The 21,871-nt window shown below is 71.2% G+C and carries 23 protein-coding genes; 18 read left to right on the top strand and 5 right to left on the bottom strand.

Features of this window, described 5'->3' with window-relative positions; all coding sequences use genetic code 11:
• Positions 1 to 3 precede the first annotated feature (3 nt).
• Positions 4 to 126, top strand: coding sequence for a hypothetical protein (locus tag AB0I04_RS05180; RefSeq protein WP_360879259.1), 123 nt, complete (start codon positions 4 to 6; stop codon positions 124 to 126).
• A 377-nt stretch (positions 127 to 503) separates the two neighbouring features.
• Entirely contained in the window at positions 504 to 1,355 is an 852-nt protein-coding gene (locus AB0I04_RS05185; protein ID WP_360879262.1) for an alkaline phosphatase family protein, read from the top strand.
• A gap of 75 nt (positions 1,356 to 1,430) precedes the next feature.
• Here the strand turns inward: AB0I04_RS05185 and AB0I04_RS05190 are convergent, their stop codons facing one another.
• Both AB0I04_RS05190 and AB0I04_RS05195 read right to left on the bottom strand, forming a co-directional pair.
• Positions 1,431 to 2,075: an HAD-IB family phosphatase gene (locus tag AB0I04_RS05190; protein ID WP_360879265.1), complete on the bottom strand. Its 645-nt coding sequence runs from the start codon at positions 2,073 to 2,075 to the stop codon at positions 1,431 to 1,433.
• 384 nt (positions 2,076 to 2,459) lie between these two features.
• Positions 2,460 to 4,493, bottom strand: a complete 2,034-nt coding sequence (locus tag AB0I04_RS05195; protein ID WP_360879268.1) for a zinc ribbon domain-containing protein — start codon at positions 4,491 to 4,493, stop codon at positions 2,460 to 2,462.
• Between the two features lie 290 nt (positions 4,494 to 4,783).
• On the opposite strand from AB0I04_RS05195, the gene AB0I04_RS05200 reads away from it, so the two are divergent.
• The 3 genes from AB0I04_RS05200 to AB0I04_RS05210 all read left to right on the top strand — a co-directional run bounded on the left by AB0I04_RS05200 (position 4,784) and on the right by AB0I04_RS05210 (position 7,104).
• Positions 4,784 to 5,356: a helix-turn-helix domain-containing protein gene (locus AB0I04_RS05200; protein ID WP_360879271.1), complete on the top strand. Its 573-nt coding sequence runs from the start codon at positions 4,784 to 4,786 to the stop codon at positions 5,354 to 5,356.
• Positions 5,357 to 5,405: 49 nt separating this feature from the next.
• Positions 5,406 to 6,089: an organomercurial lyase gene (merB, locus tag AB0I04_RS05205; RefSeq protein WP_360879274.1), complete on the top strand. Its 684-nt coding sequence runs from the start codon at positions 5,406 to 5,408 to the stop codon at positions 6,087 to 6,089.
• Between the two features lie 199 nt (positions 6,090 to 6,288).
• A complete protein-coding gene (locus AB0I04_RS05210) occupies positions 6,289 to 7,104 on the top strand; it encodes a protein phosphatase 2C domain-containing protein (protein WP_360879277.1) in 816 nt (271 codons plus the stop codon).
• 42 nt (positions 7,105 to 7,146) lie between these two features.
• Here the strand turns inward: AB0I04_RS05210 and AB0I04_RS05215 are convergent, their stop codons facing one another.
• The gene (locus tag AB0I04_RS05215; RefSeq protein ID WP_360879280.1) at positions 7,147 to 8,625 is read right to left on the bottom strand and encodes an MFS transporter; all 1,479 of its coding nucleotides are present in this window, start codon (positions 8,623 to 8,625) and stop codon (positions 7,147 to 7,149) included.
• 85 nt (positions 8,626 to 8,710) lie between these two features.
• On the opposite strand from AB0I04_RS05215, the gene AB0I04_RS05220 reads away from it, so the two are divergent.
• On the top strand, positions 8,711 to 9,106 hold the full coding sequence (locus AB0I04_RS05220; protein ID WP_360879283.1) for a MarR family transcriptional regulator: 396 nt from the start codon (positions 8,711 to 8,713) through the stop codon (positions 9,104 to 9,106).
• A 79-nt stretch (positions 9,107 to 9,185) separates the two neighbouring features.
• Positions 9,186 to 10,109: a hypothetical protein gene (locus AB0I04_RS05225; protein WP_360879286.1), complete on the top strand. Its 924-nt coding sequence runs from the start codon at positions 9,186 to 9,188 to the stop codon at positions 10,107 to 10,109.
• Between the two features lie 113 nt (positions 10,110 to 10,222).
• Here AB0I04_RS05225 and AB0I04_RS05230 read toward each other — a convergent pair whose 3' ends face one another.
• Positions 10,223 to 10,747, bottom strand: coding sequence for a DinB family protein (locus AB0I04_RS05230; RefSeq protein WP_360879289.1), 525 nt, complete (start codon positions 10,745 to 10,747; stop codon positions 10,223 to 10,225).
• Positions 10,748 to 10,902: 155 nt separating this feature from the next.
• Here AB0I04_RS05230 and AB0I04_RS05235 point away from each other — a divergent pair, with 155 nt between their 5' ends.
• From AB0I04_RS05235 to AB0I04_RS05265, 7 genes are all read left to right on the top strand, one after another.
• Complete coding sequence (locus AB0I04_RS05235; protein WP_360879292.1) at positions 10,903 to 11,859, top strand: DJ-1/PfpI family protein; 957 nt, start codon at positions 10,903 to 10,905, stop codon at positions 11,857 to 11,859.
• Complete coding sequence (locus AB0I04_RS05240; protein ID WP_360879295.1) at positions 11,856 to 12,455, top strand: DJ-1/PfpI family protein; 600 nt, start codon at positions 11,856 to 11,858, stop codon at positions 12,453 to 12,455. Before AB0I04_RS05235 ends, AB0I04_RS05240 begins: the two co-directional genes overlap by 4 nt.
• Positions 12,456 to 12,799: 344 nt before the next feature.
• Complete coding sequence (locus tag AB0I04_RS05245; RefSeq protein WP_360879298.1) at positions 12,800 to 13,672, top strand: helix-turn-helix transcriptional regulator; 873 nt, start codon at positions 12,800 to 12,802, stop codon at positions 13,670 to 13,672.
• Positions 13,673 to 13,691: 19 nt separating this feature from the next.
• Entirely contained in the window at positions 13,692 to 13,838 is a 147-nt protein-coding gene (locus tag AB0I04_RS05250; protein WP_360879301.1) for a DUF397 domain-containing protein, read from the top strand.
• 261 nt (positions 13,839 to 14,099) lie between these two features.
• A complete protein-coding gene (gene selA, locus AB0I04_RS05255) occupies positions 14,100 to 15,404 on the top strand; it encodes an L-seryl-tRNA(Sec) selenium transferase (protein WP_360879304.1) in 1,305 nt (434 codons plus the stop codon).
• Complete coding sequence (selB, locus tag AB0I04_RS05260) at positions 15,395 to 17,128, top strand: selenocysteine-specific translation elongation factor (RefSeq protein WP_360879307.1); 1,734 nt, start codon at positions 15,395 to 15,397, stop codon at positions 17,126 to 17,128. The genes selA and selB overlap by 10 nt, the downstream gene beginning before the upstream one ends.
• 315 nt (positions 17,129 to 17,443) lie before the next feature.
• Entirely contained in the window at positions 17,444 to 18,634 is a 1,191-nt protein-coding gene (locus AB0I04_RS05265) for an RtcB family protein (RefSeq protein ID WP_360879310.1), read from the top strand.
• Between the two features lie 223 nt (positions 18,635 to 18,857).
• Here the strand turns inward: AB0I04_RS05265 and AB0I04_RS05270 are convergent, their stop codons facing one another.
• Complete coding sequence (locus AB0I04_RS05270) at positions 18,858 to 19,346, bottom strand: hypothetical protein (protein WP_360879313.1); 489 nt, start codon at positions 19,344 to 19,346, stop codon at positions 18,858 to 18,860.
• A 391-nt stretch (positions 19,347 to 19,737) separates the two neighbouring features.
• Here AB0I04_RS05270 and moaA point away from each other — a divergent pair, with 391 nt between their 5' ends.
• The 4 genes from moaA to AB0I04_RS05290 are packed head-to-tail and all read left to right on the top strand — an operon-like array spanning position 19,738 to position 21,843.
• Complete coding sequence (gene moaA / locus AB0I04_RS05275) at positions 19,738 to 20,727, top strand: GTP 3',8-cyclase MoaA (protein ID WP_360879316.1); 990 nt, start codon at positions 19,738 to 19,740, stop codon at positions 20,725 to 20,727.
• 10 nt (positions 20,728 to 20,737) lie between these two features.
• On the top strand, positions 20,738 to 21,049 hold the full coding sequence (locus AB0I04_RS05280) for a DUF3467 domain-containing protein (RefSeq protein ID WP_360879319.1): 312 nt from the start codon (positions 20,738 to 20,740) through the stop codon (positions 21,047 to 21,049).
• Complete coding sequence (locus tag AB0I04_RS05285) at positions 21,036 to 21,620, top strand: NTP transferase domain-containing protein (protein ID WP_360879322.1); 585 nt, start codon at positions 21,036 to 21,038, stop codon at positions 21,618 to 21,620. The genes AB0I04_RS05280 and AB0I04_RS05285 overlap by 14 nt, the downstream gene beginning before the upstream one ends.
• Positions 21,613 to 21,843, top strand: coding sequence for a DUF6457 domain-containing protein (locus AB0I04_RS05290; RefSeq protein WP_360879325.1), 231 nt, complete (start codon positions 21,613 to 21,615; stop codon positions 21,841 to 21,843). The genes AB0I04_RS05285 and AB0I04_RS05290 overlap by 8 nt, the downstream gene beginning before the upstream one ends.
• The last annotated feature ends 28 nt before the right edge of the window (positions 21,844 to 21,871 follow it).

Below are 21,871 nucleotides of genomic sequence, written 5' to 3' on the forward strand. Positions count from 1 at the left end.
CGCGTGCAAGAGGACGCCGAGCGGGCCGGGCACAGCGTCGATGTCCTGCTGCGGGTCTACGCGAAGTGCATCGACGGCCAGCGCGAGATCGCCAACCAACGGATCCAGAAGGCCCTGGCGGAATGATCGACAACGAGACCTCACGGAATATGCGCGGAATGATCATCACCCCTATGTCGCCTGCGCCGGGCTCCGGCGCAGGTCAGACGGCACATCGCCCCGTAGATCATCCGTTCTCTTCAAAACCTTTGGACGGCGCTCGGCGTCGTCGGCGGGTTCGATTCCCGTACGCCTCCGCCACCTTCTCTAGTGCGACGCTGACCAGTGAGAGGTTCCAGCCGGCCCTTCGGGACGGCCCGTGCCCAAACACGTTGATCACTGTCCGTAATTCAGGCCCAGTGGACTATTACCGCCGCCTTCACCTCAGGTTACGAACTCGTCGCCATTGGTGTGGCACGTTCAAGGCGCTCACCCGAATCATCCGTACGAATGCGGAGGGTCTCGTGCGTATAACCAGGATCAGGCGGAGCGCGGTCGCGTTCGCTGTAGCAGCGCTGAGCGCCGCCGGCCTCGTCGCGGCTCAACCCGCTGCGGCCGCGACCGTACCCCGCCCCGACCACGTCGTCATCGTCGTCATGGAGAACCATTCCTACAACGACGTCATCGGCAGCTCGTCGGCACCGTACATCAACAACACGCTCAAGGCCGGTGGCGCCAACTTCACCCAGTCGTTCGCGGTCACCCATCCGAGCCAGCCGAACTACCTGGAACTGTTCTCCGGATCCACGCAAGGCGTCACCGACGACTCCTGCCCGCACACTTTTTCCACTGAGAACCTCGGGCACCAGCTCATCGCCGCCGGTGACACCTTCACCGGCTACTCCGAAGGCCTTCCCTCTGTCGGCTACACCGGCTGCCAGAACGGCAAGTACTACCGCAAGCACAACCCATGGGTGAACTTCACGAACGTTCCCTCGTCCAGTAACGTGCCGTTCTCCCAGTTCCCCACCGACTACACCAAGCTGCCCGCGGTGTCGTTCGTCATCCCCAACATCTGCAACGACATGCACGACTGCAGCGTCGGCACGGGTGACTCATGGCTGAGCGCCCACATCAACGGTTACGCGCAATGGGCCAAGATCCATAACAGCGTGCTCATCCTCACCTTCGACGAGGACGACCACAGCCAGAACAACCAGATCCCGACGATCTTTTACGGGCAGCACGTCAGAACCGGCGCCTTCGCCGAGCACATCACCCACGACAACGTGCTGCGCTCCGTGGAAGACGGGTTCACCCTCGCGTGCGTGGCCGCCTCCTGCGGCGCGACCCCGATCACCGACATTTGGTTCTGACGCACCGACGTCCTGACGCGCCGAGCCCGCACCGGTCGCCGGTGCGGGCTCCCGCGCAGCGGCATCGGTCAGTGATCAGGGAGCCTCGGTGAGGAGGGTGCGGCCGAGCGCGTACGCCTCGGTCAGGTCGTTGCCGCGGTAGCTGAGGACGGCCAGGTCCGCGAGATGGTGATCGGCGTTCACCGCGACCGTCTTGGTCAGCTGGCGGAACAGCGGAGCGTCGGACATCGAGTCGCCGTACGCGACGCATCGTGAGTGCGCGAGACCGGCCCGCTGACATATCTCCTCCACGATGCGGACCTTGTCATCCGGGGTGAGGACGTTCGCCGGATCGAGCGGTTCCACGAGCGGCAGCGCCGGGAACCGGGAGGCCACCACCTCGTCGAAGCCCAGTGCCAGGAGGTGCCGCGCGAAGAAGTCGGGCGACATGGTGATCACCATGGACCGTTCGCCGCGTTCGCGGATGTCCGCGCAGACCTCGCGGATGCCGGTCAGCCACGGACTGGAGGCGAAGGCGTCGGCGACCGCCGACGGCGTCAGGTCCCGCCACATCCGGTGGATGGCGGCCGAGAAACCCCGGGTGTCGATCTCACCGGTGGCGAACCGCGCCTCCAGCTCGACCAGCTCCGCGGTTGATCCGAGGCGCCGGGCGATCTGCAGGCTGGCCGTCGTTCCCTCGAGGAGGGTTCCGTCCATGTCGAAGACGTGCAGCGATCCCACGGCAACCCAGTGTGGACGATCACGCTGGACGGCACCAACGAATAAACGCATGACAAGGGGCGGCGGTACCCGGCCGGCCCTTCGGCTCTGGACCTCGGAATGAGCCGTGAGTCCCTCGTGCGGCCCCGACCCTGCGAGTTATGATCACCGGCGGCTCCGCGCCCGGAGCCGCGGAGGGCACTGCGGCGTTCGCCGGGCACGCCAGGGCGGCGGCTGCGGCGGTCACCAGACAGCCCCGCGCGGTCCTCCTTGCGCTTACGAGCACTTCTTCACCTGCTTCACGCCCGTGACGGACTCCGGGATCGGGACGATCGGCGGCTTCGGTGTGGGAACCGCCGTGTGGCCGGAACCGGCGGCGAGCGCCAGCCCTGCGGTGGCGGCGTTTCACGGGAAGCGTCTCTGATCAGCTAAGTGATCCGTAGTCATCTTGGGTGTCGTGACTGGGGGATCTGCCCATCGTGGTGGGGTGGCGTGGGCGTGCAGGTGGAAGCCTGCGCCCAGTGCGGCCCCTCGCGGCCGGTGCCGTGTCCGGTGCCGGCGGGTGGGGGTGTTTGAGCTGATCGTGTGCACGGGTGTGCGTACGCCCTGGTACCGGCAGGCCGCGCGGGGCGGTCTGCGGTCCGTGTGAGCGTGTCCCTCCGGACGCTGACCCGTCGGCCCGTTAGGGCCGGGGGTGGAGGGTGCCCCGCGTCGCCTGGGCGCGGGGCGTGGGGTTCGGCGCGGGGTGGGTCCGGTCTTGGACCGGTCGCCCCCGCTGGCTGGAGGGGGCGCGGTCGGGGTGATGACCGCGCCCGCTTCGAGGTCGTCGATCACGCGGGGGATGGCCATCTGGCCGACGGCACGGTCGAGGATGGTTTTGTGCTGGTGGGTCAGGCCGCGGGCGGCGATGCGCCGCCATGCGCCGTGGTCGCGGTCGCCTTGCCAGCCACAGTCAGGGTCGGGGCAGATCGCCCACTTCCACCCGGGTGTGGTGGGCCGGTCGGGTGCCTTGCAGTGCCGTAGTGGCAGCAGGCATTGGGGGCAGTGCTTGGAGGTGTTGCGGGCCGGGACGGTGACGACGGCGATGCCGGTCTCGGCGGCCAGGTGCCGCATGTTGTCGACGATCTGTCCGCGCACGGTTTGGGACAGGCGGGTGTTCAGGGTGCGGCCCATGCCTTTGGCCTCTATCGACCGCAGATCCTCCACATAGATCACACTCGCGCCCGCGGCGATCGCCTGATCCACCGCCCACCGGGCCGCTGACCAGGCCAGTGCGTCGTTCAAACCGGACCGGCGGTCGGCCACATGCCCGTATTCGGCCTTCAGGACGGCGTGTTTGGCGGACAGGTGGTGGCCGGAGTCGCCGCCGATGAGGCGCTCGTAGGTGTCGGTTTTGGCGTGCAGGTGTTCGCCGTGGCGGCGTAGCCGGTGCGGGCGGGCCATCACCCCGCCGGCCCGGAACATCGCCCCGGCCCCCAGTGCGGTGATGGTGCCGTCGGGATGCAAACGACAGGCCCCGGCGCTGAGCAGGGTGTTCAGGCCCCAGTCGACCCCCAGCGCCGTCGTGTGACCCTTCCGCTCGGCCTTGGGAACGGGGTGGGAGAACGCCAGGTCCGCGTGCACTTTCTGGCCCTGCGTACGCAGTGTGGGCAGGTGCAGTACCGCGTCGGGCGGGACGGTGGGCGGCAGCGTGACCGGGCACGCCACCCAGGTCCAGTCGGCGTAGGAACGCGGATCCGGGCGGGTGGGCAACTGCAGCCGCGGCAGCACCCCGGCGGGGTCATCGTCGGCGCATTCGAGGGTGGCTTGCTGGCGGTCGACTGCGGCCAGTATCAGCATCCGCGCTGCGCGCGGCGCCTCTTCCAGGTCGAACACATCGACCGGAAACCGCTTATGCCGGGCGAGGAACGCGGTGATCTGCCTGGTGCGTGCTCCGATCACACCGGTGGGCAGGGACCGGCCGTCCGGGATCGCCTCACGGACGGCGTCCCACTCGGCCACGGTGCGCTTGTACGGGTCGGCGGGCCAGGCCGCCAGGATCCCGGCGACCGTCTCGGCGCGGTGCTGCGCACCGCGCAGGACCCTTCCGGCCTGTTCTTGAGCCATCCGCACGATCCGGTCATTGACCTTGACCCCCGCATGGACGGTCACGCCCCAGCCCAACCGGCGCAACGCCATCCACGCATTCGACGGCAACGCGCGGCCCGCGCCATCCACCCCGGCCGTCAGCACGACCACATCACCGGCGTTCCAACGCTTCGCCAGTAGGTTTGTGGTCATCCCGGCGACCAGGTCCGCGGCCCAGCCCACCCGCTCAGCCACCACGCGCGCCGTCAAGATCTCTCCGCTCTTCTCATCCACCCCGCCGCGCAACAGCGCGTGGGCGGTCGCGGTCCGGGCCACCTGACCGGCGGCCAGCGCAAGCTTGCGGCTGCTCATGCGACACGACCGGACGGCACGCGACCGAACATGTACGCACAGTAGCGATCTGAATCCGCAATCCGCTCCGTGATTCGAAAATTCGAGCGAGGTCAGCCTGTCGGGGCGTTGACCGCCTACCGGCGAAGCGCCATCGAGTGCACCCCGCTTTCACCATCACGGGCGCGCGGGACGGACTTCCGGCGCCCGCCGAGGTACCCCAGCGCGGTGCCTCGGTCGGTCCCCATCGAGCCGCGGGTGCGGGATCCGTGCCTTGCCGCCGTACGATACCGATCTGTATCGTACGGCCTGTGACCGGAACGAAGGACGCCCGGGTCCGGCTGCTGCGGGCGGCCGAGGCGATGTTCTACGAGCAGGGCATCGGCAATACGGGCATCGACGCGCTCGCGGCGCGAGCCGGCGTTGGCAAGATGTCGCTCTACCGCCATTTCGCGGGCAAGGACGAGCTGGTCGCGGAGACACTGCGGCAGCGCGACGCGCGGCACCGTGCCTGGCTCCTGCCCGAGGAGCCCGGCGATTCCCGGGACCGCCTGCTCGGGGTCTTCGACCGCATCGCCGAAGCGATCGAGAGCGGCGACGGCACCTTCCGCGGGTGCCCGTTCGTCAAGGCCGTCAGCGAACTGGAGGACGCCGCTCACCCGGCATGGGCGGCGGCGCGTGAGCACAAGGCCCGCCTGATCTCCGCGCTCGTCCGGCTGGCGGCCGAGGCGGGTGCGGCGGACGCGGACCGGCTGGCCGGCGACCTGCTCGTGCTCATCGACGGAGCGGCGGTCCAGGGCGTCATCCGGCAGGACGCCGCACCGGTCCGCGCGGCCCGGCGAATGGCGGCTCTGGTGATCGACGACGCGACGGGTGCCGGATGATCGACGATGCGTTCGGCGCCGGATGGCCGACGATGCGACAGGGGGACGGATGAACGAGGAACGGCGGCTGGAAGACCTGCGCACGGCGGTCTACGCCACTCTCGCCGAAGAGGGGCGCGCACCGTCGGTGGGCGAGCTCGCGGTCAGGTGGGGGCGCGCGCCGGAGGAGACGGTGCGGGGCCTCCGTGAGCTGGCCGTCCGCCACGCCATCGTGCTGGGAGCGGCCGACGACGTGATCCGGATGGCCCATCCCTTCTCCGCCGCCCCGATGGGATTCGTGGTGTCACCGCTGGACGGCCGCGACGACCGTCACTGGTGGGGTGGCTGCGCGTGGGACTCCTTCGGGATCAGCGCCGCGCTCGGGCTGGACGTCCTGATCGACACGGCGTGCCCGGAGTGCGGCCGGCGTCACCGCGTCGCCTCCGGGCCCGAACGGCCACCGGAGCCGGAGCCGACCGTGCACTTCCCGCTGCCCGCCGCGCGGTGGTGGGACGACGTCGTCTCCACCTGTTCCAATATCCGGATGTTCTGCTCACCGGACCATCTGGCCGCCTGGACGTCGCGTACGGGACGGACCATGGGCCGGGCCGTCGGCGCGGCCACCGTCTGGGCGCTGTCCCGGCCCTGGTACGGCGACCGGCTCGCCCCGGACTTCCGGCCGCACGCCACGGAGCACAACCAGCGGCTGCTCACCGAGGCGGGCCTGGTCGGAGACTTCTGGCGGCTGCCCTGACCGTCGTGCCCTTCGACGAGCGGCCGGCCGCTCTGCGCCCCGAGTGATGGGCCGACGCCTTGACCGGGCCGATGCCCTGACGGGGCCGATCGCCGGGAGGCGCTCGCGCCGGCCTGAGGCCGGAGCGCCTCGTCGTACGCCTCCCGTCGGGAGCGGTGGGGGCGGGGTCCCGCGCGGCGCGGGGCCACGGGACGATCGGATGGTGCAGATCACCTATGCGACCCAGGCCGCTCCGGGCGGCGTCAATGAGGACTGCGTGGTAGCCGGCCCGGACTGGGCGATCGTGCTAGACGGGGCGACCGCGCCGGCCGGTGTCGACAGCGGATGCGTCCATGACGTCGCGTGGCTGGTGCGCCGGCTCGCGGCGGCACTGAGCGCCCGTCTGGCGGACGGTGCCGGCGGATCACTCGCGGACATCGTGGCGGAGTCGATCGAGCAGGTGTGCGCCTCGCACGCCGGAACGTGTGATCTGTCCAACCCGGACAGCCCGTCGTCGACGGTCGCGGCGATGCGCCGGCGTACCGGCATGGTCGAGTGCCTCCTCCTGGCCGACTCGCCGATCGCGGTGCGCCGCCGCGACGGATCGCTCCACGTGGTGGAGGACGACCGCGTCGCGCACCTGCCGGGCGGGCCTCCGTACACGCTGGAGACGGTACGGACGCACCGGAACCGGGCGGGCGGATTCTGGGTCGCGAGCAGTGTGCCGGAGGCCGCCCACCAGGCGGTGACGGCGGCCTTCCCGGAGACGGAGGTCGAGGAGATCGCCATGTGCACCGATGGGGTCACCCGGCTGATCGACCACTACGGCTACGACTGGCCGGGACTGTTCGGCTCCTTGCGGACCGGCAGCCCGGCCCACGTCATCGACCTGGTACGGCGGGCGGAGCGGGAGCAGCCGATACCGGGCGTGAAACCGCACGACGACGCCACGGCGCTGTTCGCGACCCGCGGGGGAGGCGGGCGCCTTGGCGGGCCTTCCCCGGAGGCCGGGCGTACCGGCCCCCGCAACGACTGATCACCCGGGGACGGCTCCCCGGGTGACCGAATCGAGGGTGGGTCAGTCCAGCGCCTCCACTGCCTCCAGCACCTCCTGCCGCGCGGTGCGGCGGCGCAGCAGCGGGACCAGCGTGATGGCCAGCCCGCCGAGGGCCACGGCCGTCACGAAGACCAGGCCGGGCCGGTAGTCGGCGAGCATGGTCGCCGGCGAGCGGACCGCCGACCGCGCGTCATCGCTGGAGATGATGGCGGTGGTGACGGCCAGGACCAGGGCGGCGCCGACCTGGCCGGCGGTCTGCACGAGCCCGGCGGCCAGGCCCTGCTCGTCGTCCTCGACGCCCGCGGTGGCCTGCACGTTGATGGACGGGAAGCCGAGGGCGAAGCCGACGCCGAGCAGCAGCGCCGTCGGCAGGATGGCGAGGACGTACACCGGGTGGGTGTCGACCCGCAGGAACAGCAGGTAGCCGATCGTCATCGCGGCCATTCCGCCGACGATGAACCGGGCCGTGCCGAACCGGTCGATCATCGTTCCGGCGAACGGGGCGCTGAGCGCCACCAGGAGCCCGGTGGGCAGCAGCGCCAGGGCCATGGTGATCGGCTTCCAGCCGAGGACGGACTGCAGGTAGAGCGTGACGATGAACTGGAACGCGGTGTAGGAGCCGAACAGCGCGACGATCGCGAGGTTGGCGCGGACGAGCGTGCCCTTGCGCAGGATGCCGAGCCGGACCAGCGGGTGCCGGACACGGCGCTCGACCAGCACGAAGGCGCCGAGGAGCAGGACGGCGGCACCGAAGAGCGCGAGCGTCACCGGGGCGGTCCAGCCGCGGTTGGGTGCGGACACCAGGTCGTACACCAGGAGCAGCATGGCCGCCGTCGAGGTGAGCGCCCCGAGGATGTCGTGGCCGCCCTCGGACGCCGCCCGGTCGCGGGGGATCAGGGAGAGCCCGGCGACCAGCGCGATGATCGCGATCGGAACGGGCATCAGGAAGGTCCAGCGCCAGCCGATCCCGGTCATGAGACCGCCGAAGATCAGGCCGGAGGAGTAACCACTGGCGCCGAACACGGTGTAGATCGACAGGGCCTTGTTGCGCGCCTTGCCCTCCGCGAACGTCGTCGTGATGATCGACAGCCCGGTGGGTGCGGTGAACGCGGCGCTGACGCCCTTGATGAAGCGGGTGGCGATCAGGAGCGGGCCGGAGTCGACCATGCCGCCGAGCAGCGAGGCGACGGCGAAGACCGCGAGTGCGATGAGGAAGACCCGCCGGCGGCCGAGCAGGTCGGCGGTGCGGCCGCCGAGCAGCAGCAGTCCGCCGTAGCCAAGGACGTATCCGCTGACGATCCACTGGAGGCTCGACGTGGACAGGCTCAGGGCCGAGCCGATGGACGGGAGCGCGACGCCGACCATCGACACGTCGAGGCCGTCGAGGAAGAGAACCAGGGAGAGAACGGCGAGGATGCCCCAGAGCCGGGCGGACCACCGGTGTTGATCGGCCGGGGCGCCGGGAAGGGTGCGTGAGTCTGGGAGTGCTGTCGTGGTCACCGGACAGAAGTTACATGCACATGCATCAGATGTCCAAACATTAAATGTATTTGCATTTGATGTGCGAGCATGCTAAGGTCCGCCCATGACGGAGACGGGCGAAACCGAGCTCGTGCGACGCTGGCGTGACCTCCTGGCCTGCTACAGCACGGTCTCGTGTGCTCTCGATCGCACGCTGCAGGAGGCTCACGGCATCGGGATGAGCGAGTTCGAGGTGCTCGATCGGCTGGTCGACGCCTCGTGCGAGAAGTCCCGGATGCACGATCTCGCCGACGCGATGTACCTCAGCCAGAGCGCGCTCTCGCGTACGGTGGCTCGTCTGGAGCGCGACGGCCTGCTCGAGCGCAGCATGTGCGCCGACGACCGGCGCGCCATCTTCGTGAAGCTCACCGCCGCCGGGCGGGAGCGGCACGAGGGGGCGCGCAAGACGCAACGCGCCGTCCTCGCCGAGCATTTCACGGCCACGCCGGCCCCGGTCTGACCACCGCGGGTTATCCTCGGCGGAGACCCTCCACCACCCCGCGCCGCGTCCTGGCCGACAGGGCGACGGCAGGAGAGCCGTGCACTCCCCATCCGGTCGACCCCCGGCCTCACCGCACCCGTGGATCACCGCGCCCGGGCGCGAGCTGCGATCCCTCGGGTTCGGCGACGACCCGATCACCCGGCCCCTGACCTACCCGGGCCGCCTGCCGCCCGGATCGGGCCTCCTCGTCGACGGATGCTTCCTCGGTTTGCAGGGGGATCACCGGTCGCCCTCCCCTCGGTCCGCCGGCCCCGCCGCACGGACCGGACGCTGGATGCTCGACACCTCCGCGGTGCCGCCCCATGTCTTCGGTGGACCGGAGGTCCCGCTCGACGACGCCCTGCAGTTCTGCGGCCGGCCGCTCATGACCGACCGCCGGCCGGTCCTGGCCGTCGGATCGAACGGCTCGCCCGCCCAGATCGTCCGCAAGCTCGCGGGGCGGGCACGCGTGGTCGTCCCGATGACGTACGCGCGGGTGGACGGGCTGGTCGCCGGTGCCTCCGCGCACGTGAGCAGGCCGGGATACGTCCCGGCGGTCCCGGTCCTGGATCCGGGCGCGAGCACGGAGCTGGTGGTCCTGTGGCTCGACGACGAGCAACTCGCCGCCGTGGACGCCACCGAGCCGAACTACCACCGGACGCTGCTGCCCGCGTCCGCGGCGGTCTCGCTTCCCGGCCTGGGCCGGCTGCGTGCCTGCGACCTGTACGCCGGGCGGCACGGCTGCCTCGTCGACGAGAGCGGCGCCCCGATCCGCCTGGCCGGTCAGCAGGAGCTCCTGGCCCGGCTCCTCACGACGTCCCCGGGCCTGTCCGCGCTGACCGGCGCCCGGACCCCGGAGGAGTTCGTCGCCCGGACCCGCTCCGAGCCGGGGCTGCGCGACGCGGTCCGGCTGCTCTGGCGGCGCGAGCGACGAGTGCTCGTCCAGCCGGAGCTCCCCGCCGGTCCGACGGCCGCCCCTTGATCACTCGGGCAGAGCCGTCGCCCTTCCGCACAGAGCTCCCAAGCGGATCGATGGCCGGGCTCTGATGCCTCGCCCCGTCGGAGCTTCGCACCGGACTGATCGTCGGGGCCTGATCACTCGCCGACGGCCCCGTCGATCAGCTCACGGACCACGTCCAACTGCCCGACGTGCCGCGCGTACTCCTGCAGCAGGTGGAACAGGATCCGGCTCAGCGCCGGGCGGACCGCCGGCGGCGTGAACCGGCCGTCCGCTGCCGCCACATCGGTCAGCCGCGCCCCCGCGACGATCTCCCGGGAACGCCGGCACTGCGTCATGAAAAAGGCCGTGACGTCCTCGACGGTCTCGTCGTCGGCGACATGCCATCGGCCGTCCGGCCCGTCGTCGCCCCAAGGGTCCGCGACCTGCTCTCCGGCGAACCCCCAGCACAGCCAGCGCCGTTCGACGTGGGCCAGGTGCTTGAGGAGCTCCAGAGGTGTCCAGCCGCTCGGCAGCGCACTCGTGCGCAGCTGCCGTTCGGACAGGCCCTCGAGCTTGCGCAGGATGGCGTCCCGGTAGAAGTCGAGGTACGCGGCGAGAAGATCGGCCGGGTCGCTCATCGTCTGCGGCGGCTCGGGCGCGGGGTCTCTGGCGGCGATCACCGTTCCGACGGTAGCGGCTCCCGAGCCGCCGGGAGCCGCCACCTGCTCCCAGGCCCCTTGGTGAGTCGCCACCTACTCCGACTCTCCGGGGCATGGCGCGATCCGTGGGGTGCCCGTCGTTGACGCCATTCGCCCGGCCGGACGAGGCTGGGGACATGGACGCGTCCCAGGTCACCCTCGTCGTCTTCGACGGATTCCAGCCGCTCGACCTCGTCGGGCCGTACGAGGTCTTCGGCCACGGCGGATACCGGTGCCGGATCGTCGCTCCGCAGGCCGGGCTCGTACGCTCGCGGAGCGGTCTTCCGGTCCACACGGAGTACGGCGTGGGCGACGTCGACCCCGGCGGCGTCGACACGCTCATCGTGGTGGGCGGGGCGGGCGTCGACGAGGCCCGGCGGGATCGGGCGCTGGTCGAGTGGGTGGCCGCCGCCGGAGCGGGCGCCCGGCGTGTCACGTCCGTCTGCAGCGGCGTCTTCCTGCTGGCGGCCGCGGGCCTCCTGGCCGGTCGCCGCGTGACCACGCACTGGAGACGCCGCGACCAGCTGGCCGCCGAGCATCCGGAGCTGACCGTCGACTGCGATCCGATCTTCATCCGCGACGGGAGGTTCTGGACGTCCGCGGGGGTGACCGCCGGAATGGACCTGGCGCTCGCCCTGGTCGAGGAGGACCTCGGCCGGGACCGGGCCCACGCCGTCGCCCAGGAGTTGGTGATGTTCCTGCGCAGGCCGGGAAGCCAGTCCCAGTTCAGCGTTCCGCTGTGGTCGGCGCAGCCGTCGAGCGACCCCATCCGCCTCGCGGTGGACGCCGTGCACGCGGCCCCGGGGAACCGTCACGGCGTCGAGGACCTGGCCGCCAGGGCCGGTCTGAGCCCCCGCCACCTGCAACGCCGGTTCACCGCCGAACTCGGCGTGCCCCCGGCGGCGTACGTCGAGCGCGTGCGCGTCGAGGCGGCGCGCCGCGCGCTGGCCGAGGGCGACGACCCCGTCGACGCGATCGCCCGGCGATGCGGCTTCGGCACCGCCGAGACGCTGCGCCGGGCGTTCCACCGGCACGTCGGCGTTCCCCCGTCCGACTACCGGGACCGTTTCCGATCAACGAAGGAGTACGCGTGACGACCTATGGACTGCTGGTGTTCGACGGAGTGGAGGAACTGGACTTCGTCGGGCCGTGGGAGGTGTTCACTGCCTCCTCCATGCTCCGTGACGGGGCCGACACCGCGGTGACGATCGCCGAGCGGCCGGATCCCGTGCGCTGCAACAAAGGACTCCGCGTACTGCCCGACCACTCTTTCGGCGACCACCCGCCCCTCGATGTCCTGCTGGTCCCGGGCGGGAACGGTACCCGGCGCGAGGTGTCCAACCCGGTCTTGATCGACTGGCTCAGGCGCGCGGACGCGGCTTGGGTCACGAGCGTGTGCACGGGTGCGCTGCTCCTCCACGAGGCGGGGCACGCTCGTGGACGCAAGGTGGCGACGCATCACGCCTTCGAGGACACGCTGGAGGCGCGCGGCGACATCACGGTCGTACGGGACGCACGCTATGTCGTCGACGGGCACCTCGTCACGAGTCAGGGCGTCTCGGCGGGCATCGACATGGCACTGTGGCTCGTCGGTCGCCTGCACGGCAGAGAGCATGCCCGGGCCGTCCGCAGGTACATCCAGTACGAGCCGGCGCCGCCCTACCTCGCCGACGAGCCGGTCGGCGCCTGAGCGCGGGCCCGGATCCCCTGGCCCCTCTGCCGAGCTTCGCCCCGCCACCATGCGATACGCGGTGGCGGGGCGCTGCGGTCATGTGGTCAGTGTCACAAGATGGGAAGGGCGGCGGCCGAGGTGATTGCCGTGCTGCTATGTATGCGGGTAGCGCGTGCGAGGTCGCCGGCTCGGTTCGTCATCGATTCGCCGTGCCTCGCCCGCTAAGGTATATTGCGTCGCAAGTTTCACTAAAGATTGCGACGGCGATTTCTTGACACCATTACGGCTGACCTCTATAACGGTTATGCCATGTAGTAACGCGCGGCCGAGGGAGTCTCGTCGGTCGGCTGGGGAGGACAAAGGTGCCCGGGCCCAGTAGTGGCACGGTTCGTAACCGTAGACTGGCCACAGAGCTGCGCCGCCTCCGTGAGAGAGCCGAACTGACCGGTGATGACGTCGCCGAGCGGCTCGGCTGGTCGGCCTCGAAGGTCAGCCGGATTGAAAACGCCCGTCAAGCCCCCCGTCTAGGAGACGTGAGGAGCTTGCTGGAGCTCTACGGTGTCGATGGCACGTACCGCGAGCAGCTTCTCCAACTCGCCAGGGACGCGGTGCGCAAGGGCTGGTGGGAGGCCTACTCCGACGCCCTTCCCGAGCCGTACGCCTCCTATATCGGCCTGGAGATGGAGGCGGAGGAGATCCGCCAGTGGGAGACGCAGGTCGTTCCCGGTCTGCTGCAGACGGAGGCCTACGCGTCGGCGATCGAGCAGTGGCTCCATTCGATCGAGATGGTCCCGCCGAGCCGGGTGGACGCCCGCGTGGAGACGCGGCTGGCGCGCCAGTCCGTGCTCACTCGCGAGACGCCGTTGCGGCTGTCCATCGTCCTGGACGAGGCCACCCTGCTGCGGCGTTACGCGGGCACGGAGGTCATGCGCGAGCAGCTCGAACACCTCCTGGAATTGGCGGAACGGCCCAACATCACCCTCCAGGTCCTTCCACTTGACGGGCCCCATCCGATCGCGACGGGGTCCTTCACGCTTCTGCAGTTCCCGCAGGTCGGTGGCATAAAGTTTCACGATGTCACATACATCGAGCACCTGAACGGTTGCTCGTATCTCGAAGAAGAGACCGAAACCTACCGGCACCGGCTCAGTTTCGAACGACTCAGTGCAGAGGCGCTCGACCCGGCGGAATCCATGGAATTGATCTCCAGGACGGCCCGGGATGCGTGGGGATAATTGGTGAAAGGAGGTGAGAATGATGGGGAAGACAGTCGAGCATCCCGGCGTCATCTGGCGCAAAGCATCTCAAAGCATGGCCAATGGAGCGTGCGTTGAGGTGACTTCGATGCCGTTGATCGCGCCGCAGGACGGCGATTCGGCGGCGTCGGCGGATGAGCATTAATAATTGAATAATTTTGAAAAATCAGATCGCTCGCAATAAGCATATTGTGGGCGATTGTGCGTGAAATAGCGGTCCACTTCCTTCGCGGCACCGCGAAGGAAGTGGACTCTTCTGACGCTTCGCGGACGCGCGGCGGGCGGGGACACCGCCGTACCGTGGCGGGCCTGAACGACCCGGCATCGGGCGGACCGTGGGGACGGGAGCCCGCCCGGCACCGCGCGTGCCGTGACGGCCGGGATGCCACGGTCGTAGGTTTCTGACATGGACTCTCGACGCCGGGTTCCGCGTACGGACGCCGTGCTCGCCGACCCGCGGCTCACGGAGGCGACGCTCCGGCTGGGACGAGGCACCGTGAAGTCGGCGGTCGCGGCCGCGCAGGAGCGCGCGCGGCGCGGGGAGATCACCGCCGAGGACGTGGCCGACGCCGCCGTCGCGTCCCTGCCGCCGTACGCGACGACCCTGCGTCCCGTGATCAACGCGACGGGTGTGCTCCTCCACACCAACCTGGGCCGTGCCCCGCTGTCCGCGGCCGCCCGGGAGGCGGTGCTCGCCGCCGCCGGCTGCACCGACGTCGAGTACGACCTGGCCACCGGCCGCCGCGGCCGGCGAGGCCGCGGCACCCTCGCGGCACTGGCCGAGGCCTGCCCGGCGGCGGAGGCGGTGCACGTCGTGAACAACAACGCGGCCGCCCTCGTGCTGGCCGCCACGGCCCTCGCACAGGGCCGGGAGATCGTGATCAGCCGCGGCGAGATGGTGGAGATCGGGGACGGTTTCCGCCTCCCCGACCTGCTCGTCTCCACCGGCGCCCGGCTGCGCGAGGTCGGCACCACGAATCGCACGACCGCCGCCGACTACGCGGCCGCGCTCGGCCTCGACACCGGCTTCCTCCTGAAGGTCCATCCCTCCAACTTCCGGATCGAGGGCTTCACGGCGCAGGTGTCGGTGCGTGAGCTGGCCGGGCTGGGTGTTCCGGTCGTCGTCGACATCGGCTCCGGCCTGCTCGCCGCCGAACCGTCCCTGCCAGAGGAGCCCGACGCCGCGACGGTGCTGCGGGACGGCGCCGCCCTCGTCACCGCCAGTGGCGACAAACTGCTGGGCGGCCCGCAGGCGGGTCTGCTGCTCGGCCGGGCCGACCTGATCGAACGCCTGCGGCGGCACCCGCTGGCCCGCGCCCTGCGCGTCGACAAGCTCACACTCGCCGCCCTGGAGGCGACCGTCCGCGGACCGCGGACGCCCACCGCACACGCCCTGCACGCCGACACCCGCCTCCTGCGGCAGCGGGCCGAACGCCTCGTCAAGGAGCTCACCGAACACGACGCCCTCGCCGTCGAGTCGGCCGCCCGGATCGGCGGCGGCGGAGCACCCGGTGTCGAACTGCCCAGCGCGGCCGTCAGCCTCCCCGCCTCGTACGCCGAGCCGCTGCGCCGCGCCGGGATCGTCGGCCGGATCGAGTCGGGCCGGCTGCTCCTCGACCTGCGAACCGTCCCCGCCGACCTGCACGACGCCGAGCTGGTCCGGCGGATCGAACGGGCCGTCACGGCGGGGGAGGAGCGCCCGTGCATGTGATCGCCACCGCCGGCCACGTCGATCACGGCAAGTCCACGCTCGTCCGGGCGCTGACCGGGATGGAACCGGACCGCTGGGCCGAGGAGCGCCGCCGGGGCATGACCATCGGCCTGGGGTACGCCTGGACGACGTCGCCGTCGGGGGAGCGGATCGCGTTCGTGGACGTCCCAGGCCACGAACGCTTCGTCACCACCATGCTCGCCGGCGTCGGGCCCGTGCCCGCCGTGATGATCGTGGTCGCCGCCGACGAGGGCTGGATGCCCCAGTCCGCCGAGCATCTGGCGGCGATCGACGCCCTCGGCGTCCGCCACGGCCTCCTCGTGGTCACCCGCGCCGACCTCGCCGAGGCCGGCGCCGCCCGCGACCAGGCGGCCGCGGAGATCGCCCGCACCGGCCTGGGGCGGGTCGAGGCGGTGACCGTGAGCGGCGCCACCGGCGCGGGCCTGCCCGCCCTGCGCGACGCCCTCGACCGGCTGGTCGCCCGGCTTCCCCCGCCCGACGTCACGGCGCCCGTCCGGGTCTGGGTCGACCGCGCCTTCACGATCAAGGGCAGCGGCACGGTGGTCACCGGCACCCTCCCCGCCGGGACGATCCAGGTCGGCGCCGAGCTCCGCCTCGACGGCCGCCCGGTACGGGTGCGGGCCCTGCACACGCTCAAGGAGGCCGCCGAGACCGTCTCCGCCGTCGCCCGTGTGGCGATCAACCTGCGCGGCGTCGACCGCGACGAGGTCGCTCGCGGCATGGCGCTGACGAGCGATGAGTGGACGGTCACCGACCTCGTCGACGTGCGCCTCCACGGCGCGGCGGCCCGGACGCTGCCCCGCGAGCCGGTCCTGCACATCGGCTCCGCCGCCGTCCCCGTACGCCTGCGGCGCCTGGGCGACGACACCGCGCGGCTCGTCCTGACCCGGCCGCTGCCTCTGCACATCGGCGACCGGGCGCTGCTGCGCGACCCGGGGGCCCGCCGCGTCGCCGGAGTCACCGTGCTGGACGTGCGGCCGCCGGTGTTGCGGCGGCGCGGGGCGGCCGCGGCGCGCGCCCAGGAGCTCGCGTCCGGCATCCCGGACGCCGCCGCCCTCCTTCGCAGGTACGGGCTGATCCGCGAACACGACCTCCGGGCGATGGGCGTCTCGCCGGGCGCGGAGCCCGTCGCCGCCGACTGGCTCGCCGACCCGGGGCACTGGGCCGCGCTCCGGCAACGCCTCGCGGAGGAGGTGCGCAGGCACGCGGCGGCCGACCCGCTCAATCCCGGTCTGCCGGTCGAGGCGGCCCGCTCCGCGCTCGAACTACCCGACCGGCGCCTGGTGGACGCGCTGGTGGAAGCCCCGCTACGTCTCGGCTCCGGCCGGATCCACGGGCCGGGCGGCGCCGCCCTCCCGCCGCCGGTCGCCGACGCCGTACGGCGGCTGCGCGACGATCTGGAGAAAGACCCGTTCCGTGCTCCGGAGGCGGGCCGGCTGGCCGAACTCGGGCTCACGGAGCGGGCGCTCGGCGCGGCCGTGCGCTCCGGCGCCCTGCTCAAGATCGCCGATGGGATCGTCCTGCTGCCGGGCGCGGACGCCGAGGCGGCACGCGTCCTGGCCGGACTGCCCCAGCCGTTCACGGTCAGCGAGGCGCGCCGCGCCCTCGGCACCAGCCGCCGGGTGGCGGTGCCCCTCCTGGAGTACCTCGATCGGAGTCGCGTCACCGTCCGGGCGGAGGACGGCCGCCGCACCCTCACCTGAGGCCCCCAGGGCCGGGGATGCCCGTCGCCGGAGGCCATGTCGCTGCCGAGTGACCGGCACCGCGTCCGCCGGACGCCGCAGGGCAAGCCCGGACGCCGCAAGGCAAGCACTCGGACGCTGCGGCCGTGGGCCTCCACCCGGACGCCGCGGGGCCGGGGACTCTCGTCCTCAGAGCGCCCCGCCGCTGCCGGGCGGCCGGGAACGAGTCCGCCGGACGCCGCGTACCCGTCACCGAGTATTAATTCGGTTGAACCGGGCAGGGCCTGTCTGGCGTCATAGACCCCGGCTCACCGACGATCTGGAGAGGAGATGGTGATGCCGTACACGATTAAGGGCGGCCACGTTCCGATCCGGATGTGGACCGACCCGGCCGACGTCGAGTCGGTGGCACTCGACCAACTGCGCAACGTCTCGAGCCTGCCGTGGGTGCACGGCCTCGCGGTCATGCCCGACGTGCACTACGGGAAGGGCGCGACCGTCGGCTCGGTGATCGCGATGCGGGACGCCGTGGCGCCGGCCGCGGTCGGTGTGGACATCGGCTGCGGGATGACCGCGGTCAAGTCCAGCCTCACCGTGGCGGACCTGCCGGACGACCTGAGCCGCCTGCGGGCGAAGATCGAGAAGGCGGTGCCGGTGGGGCGCGGGGCGCACAAGGTGCCCGTCGACCCCTCGGCCGTACCTGGGCTGAAGGAACGCGGCTGGTACGAGTTCTGGAAGCGGTACGACGAGCTGGCGCCGGTCGCGCGGTCCCGCCGGGGCAAGGCGACGTCGCAGCTCGGCACGCTCGGCTCGGGCAACCACTTCCTGGAGGTCTGCGCCGACGACGAGGGCTCGGTATGGATCGTCCTGCACTCCGGGTCGCGCAACATCGGCAAGGAACTGGCCGAGCACCACATCGAGGCCGCGATGCGCCTGCCGCACAACCAGGACCTGCCCGACCGCGACCTCGCCGTCTTCATCAACGGCACCCGGAAGATGGACGAGTATCGCCGGGACCTGTTCTGGGCGCAGGACTACGCGCGGCGCAACCGCGCCCTGATGATGGCCCTCACCCAGAACGTCGTCACGCGGTTCTTCGCCGGCAAGCGGGTCCGCTGGGACGACGTCATCTCCTGCCACCACAACTACGTGGCGGAGGAGGTGTACGACGGCGTGGAGCTGCTCGTCACCCGCAAGGGCGCGATCCGCGCGGGCGACGGGGACCTGGGCATCATCCCGGGCTCGATGGCGACCGGCACGTACATCGTGCGCGGACTGGGCAACGAGAAGGCCTTCAACTCCGCGTCGCACGGCGCGGGCCGGAGGATGAGCCGTAACCAGGCGAAGCGGTCCTTCACCGTCGACGACCTGATCGAGCAGACCAAGGGCGTCGAATGCCGGAAGGACTCCGGGGTGATCGACGAGATCCCCGGAGCGTACAAGGACATCGAGTCGGTGATCGATGCGCAGTCCGACCTCGTGGAGGTCGTCGCCCACCTGCGCCAGCTGATCTGCGTGAAGGGCTGACGGAGCGCCCGCCGGGCCACGCGGCCCGGCGGGCGCCGCAGGCTCACCTGGAGCCGTTGAGCCGTCCCCACCGGGAGGTGGGGACGGCTCCGGCGTGCTCACGGCGGTGCTCGCCTCGTCGCCGGTTCGTTCATCACCGGCTGCTGATTGTCGGCCGGCCCCCTATCGGGGGCCTACCAGCCTCTCGCTCGCTCGGCGGCTAGCCGCTCGCATACCGCTGGTCTCAGTCCATCCAGGGCTTGAGAGCGCCGACCTTGATCTTCGAGCTCGGGTTCTTGGCAGTCCACCGGACCGGCTTGAAGGTCCCGCCGTGACGCTGGATCGAGACACGGACGTACGCCGGACGGACGGTGTGCTTGCCCCCGGTCGTGTAGGTCAGGTGGAACACCGCCTGGTGCTTCGGCCCGATCAGCGCCTTGCCCTGGGTGCCCAGCCAGAAGCTGATGACCCTGTGCTTCTTGTCGAGCAGTTGGACGAGCGGCCGACCGCTGAGGAGGCAGGTCTTCTTGCCCTTCGTGCTGATCGACAGCGGCTGGTCGACCTTCTTGCCCACGACGTAGGGGTGGGCGAAGGCGAGGACCAGCCGGTTCTTGGCGACCGAGCAGGCGGGCTTGGTCGGCGGGGAGACGGCTGCCTGCGCCGGCGACGCGAGACCGAACGCGGCGATCGCGCCGGCGACGCCGGTGGCCGCGAGTGTGGTGCTGAGCTTCACCTGAGTGACTCTCACTCTCCGTAGGAGGTGGCTCCCGCTGGGCGCGGGAGGGACGGGGCAGCCCCGTCCTGCCACCATGATCATCCAAGTTCACGCGGCCTTTCCCGGCTTTCTGCGGAAATCCTGAAAGATCGTCGTTTGTGATTGGACGTCCGCCGATCGCGCGGAGGTGAAGGGCTGACGGAACGCCCGCCGGGCCGCGGCCGGGCGGGCGTCCTCATGCCATCCCGGAGCCCTTGAGCAGTCCCCGCCGGGCCGGGGGACGGCTCCGGCGTATGGCCGCGGATGGGAAGAAACCGCTCGCGATGTCTAATGGGAGGCTGCCGATCGCACGGATCGTCGGTGTGGCGACATAGGCTGAAGTGTCCGCATCGATAGAGGGGGTTCATCCTTGCTGGTGGACGGCTTCGGCCGGGTGGCGACCGATCTTCGTGTGTCGCTCACCGACCGCTGCAACCTGCGTTGCACCTACTGCATGCCCCCGGAAGGGCTCGAGTGGCTGCCCAAGCCGGAGCTCCTCACCGACGAGGAGGTGATCCGCCTGGTCGCCGTCGGCGTCGAGTGCCTCGGGATCACCGAGGTCCGCTACACCGGAGGCGAGCCGCTGCTCCGCAGGGGGCTGGTGGACATCGTGGCGCGCACCACCGCGTTGCGCCCGCGCCCGCAGGTGTCGCTGACGACCAACGGCATCGGCCTGGCCCGGCTCGCCGAGCCCCTGCACGACGCGGGCCTCGACCGGGTGAACGTCTCCCTCGACACGCTCGACCGTGACACGTTCGCCCGGCTCGCGCACCGAGACCGGCTGCCGGACGTGCTCGCCGGGCTCGATGCCGCCGAGCGCGCGGGGCTGCGGCCGGTGAAGGTCAACACGGTGCTCATGCGCGGCGTCAACGACCAGGAGGCGGTGCCGTTGCTGCGCTTCTGCCTCGATCGAGGCTACGAGCTGCGGTTCATCGAGCAGATGCCCCTCGACGCCCAGCACGGCTGGCGGCGGGAGAACATGGTCACCGCCGATGAGATCCTCGACCGGTTGTCGGCGGAGTTCACGCTGGTCCCGGAGGACGGCGCCGCCCGCGGCAGCGCCCCTGCCGAGATCTTCCTCATCGACGGCGGGCCGGCCCGGGTCGGCGTCATCGGTTCGGTCACCCGGCCGTTCTGCGGGGCGTGCGACCGCGTCCGCCTCACCGCGGACGGCCAGATCCGCAACTGCCTGTTCGCCCGCGAAGAGTCCGACCTGCGCGGGGCCCTGCGCTCCGGCGCGTCCGACGGCGAGCTCGCCGAGCGCTGGACGGCCGCCGTGGCGGCCAAGCGCGCCGGCCACGGCATCGACGACATCGGTTTCCTGCAGCCCGCACGTCCGATGTCCGCGATCGGCGGGTAAAAAGGACGACGTGACGGAGCAGCCGCGCGAACACCGGGTCGAGATCAGCGTGCCGCCCGACCACGAGGTCGGCGTGTACGCCGGCTTCGCCTCCGTGTGGCGTACCCAGGACTCCTTTGTGATCGACTTCTCCACCGCGGTACGCCCACCCGAGGTGATGGAGGACACCGAGGACGGCACCTCCTACGTCCACGTCCCGGCACAGGTGGTGTCCCGCGTACGGATCCCGCCGAGCCAGGTCTGGGAGCTCATGAAGGCCCTCGAGCAGAACCTCAGCGCCTACGAGCGGGAGAGCGGCAAGAGCGCGCATGACGACGGGTGATCCGTACGACGCCGTGATCCTCGCCGGCGGGGCCGCGTCGCGACTCGGCGGCGCCGACAAGCCCGGAACGCTCGTCGGTGGCCGGTCGCTGGTGTCCCGCGTCGGTGCGGCGGTGGCGGACGCGGAGCGGATCGTGCTCGTCGGGCCGGACCGCCCGGAGCTGCCTGGCGCCATCACCGTCCGCGAGGATCCGCCGGGATCCGGACCGGTTCCCGCCCTGCGCGCCGGGCTGGCGCAGGTATGGGCGCCGTCGGTGGCCGTCCTCGCCGCCGATCTGCCGTTCCTCACCACAGACGACGTCAACGCGCTGCACCGCGGGGCGCGGGGCCGGTCCGGGGCCGTCTTTGTCGATGACGGGGACCGTCCGCAGTGGCTTGCCGGCGTGTGGCGGACCGCCGGCTTGCGCGCCGCCCTCGCCGAGTACCCAGGCGCTTCGTTGCGGGGGCTGATGGCGCCGCTCGAACCCGCCCACCTGCGAGCGACCGGGCACCGCCGGCCCGCGTGGTACGACTGTGACACGGAGGACGACGTCGCCGAGGCGTCACGGCTGATCGAGGAGAACCGTGCTTGACGAGTGGCTCGATACGGCATGTGCGGAGTTGGGCATCGACCCCGCCGAGGTGGACCGTGACCTGATCCTCGACCTCGCGCGCGACGTCGCACACGGAGTGGCGCGACCCGCCGCTCCGCTCACGGCTTACCTGCTCGGGTTGGCCGTGGGCCGAGGCGAGCCCGCGCGAGACGCGGCCGCCCGCGTCACGGCGCTCGCCGCCGGCTGGGACGCGAACCGCTGATCCCGCGGGCCGTCGACGCGGAAGCCGC

It is taken from the genome of Actinoallomurus sp. NPDC050550, assembly GCF_040655075.1.
Lineage (GTDB): Bacteria > Actinomycetota > Actinomycetes > Streptosporangiales > Streptosporangiaceae > Actinoallomurus.

Bases quoted from the DNA above. Each gene is read 5' to 3' on its own strand.
- AB0I04_RS05235 (WP_360879292.1), top strand. From the start codon at position 10,903: ATGGACGCGTCCCAGGTCACCCTCGTCGTCTTCGACGGATTCCAGCCG.
- AB0I04_RS05195 (WP_360879268.1), bottom strand. From the start codon at position 4,493: ATGAGCAGCCGCAAGCTTGCGCTGGCCGCCGGTCAGGTGGCCCGGACC.
- selA (WP_360879304.1), top strand. From the start codon at position 14,100: ATGGACTCTCGACGCCGGGTTCCGCGTACGGACGCCGTGCTCGCCGAC.
- AB0I04_RS05210 (WP_360879277.1), top strand. From the start codon at position 6,289: ATGGTGCAGATCACCTATGCGACCCAGGCCGCTCCGGGCGGCGTCAAT.
- AB0I04_RS05250 (WP_360879301.1), top strand. From the start codon at position 13,692: ATGATGGGGAAGACAGTCGAGCATCCCGGCGTCATCTGGCGCAAAGCA.
- AB0I04_RS05285 (WP_360879322.1), top strand. From the start codon at position 21,036: ATGACGACGGGTGATCCGTACGACGCCGTGATCCTCGCCGGCGGGGCC.
- AB0I04_RS05220 (WP_360879283.1), top strand. From the start codon at position 8,711: ATGACGGAGACGGGCGAAACCGAGCTCGTGCGACGCTGGCGTGACCTC.
- merB (WP_360879274.1), top strand. From the start codon at position 5,406: ATGAACGAGGAACGGCGGCTGGAAGACCTGCGCACGGCGGTCTACGCC.
- AB0I04_RS05265 (WP_360879310.1), top strand. From the start codon at position 17,444: ATGCCGTACACGATTAAGGGCGGCCACGTTCCGATCCGGATGTGGACC.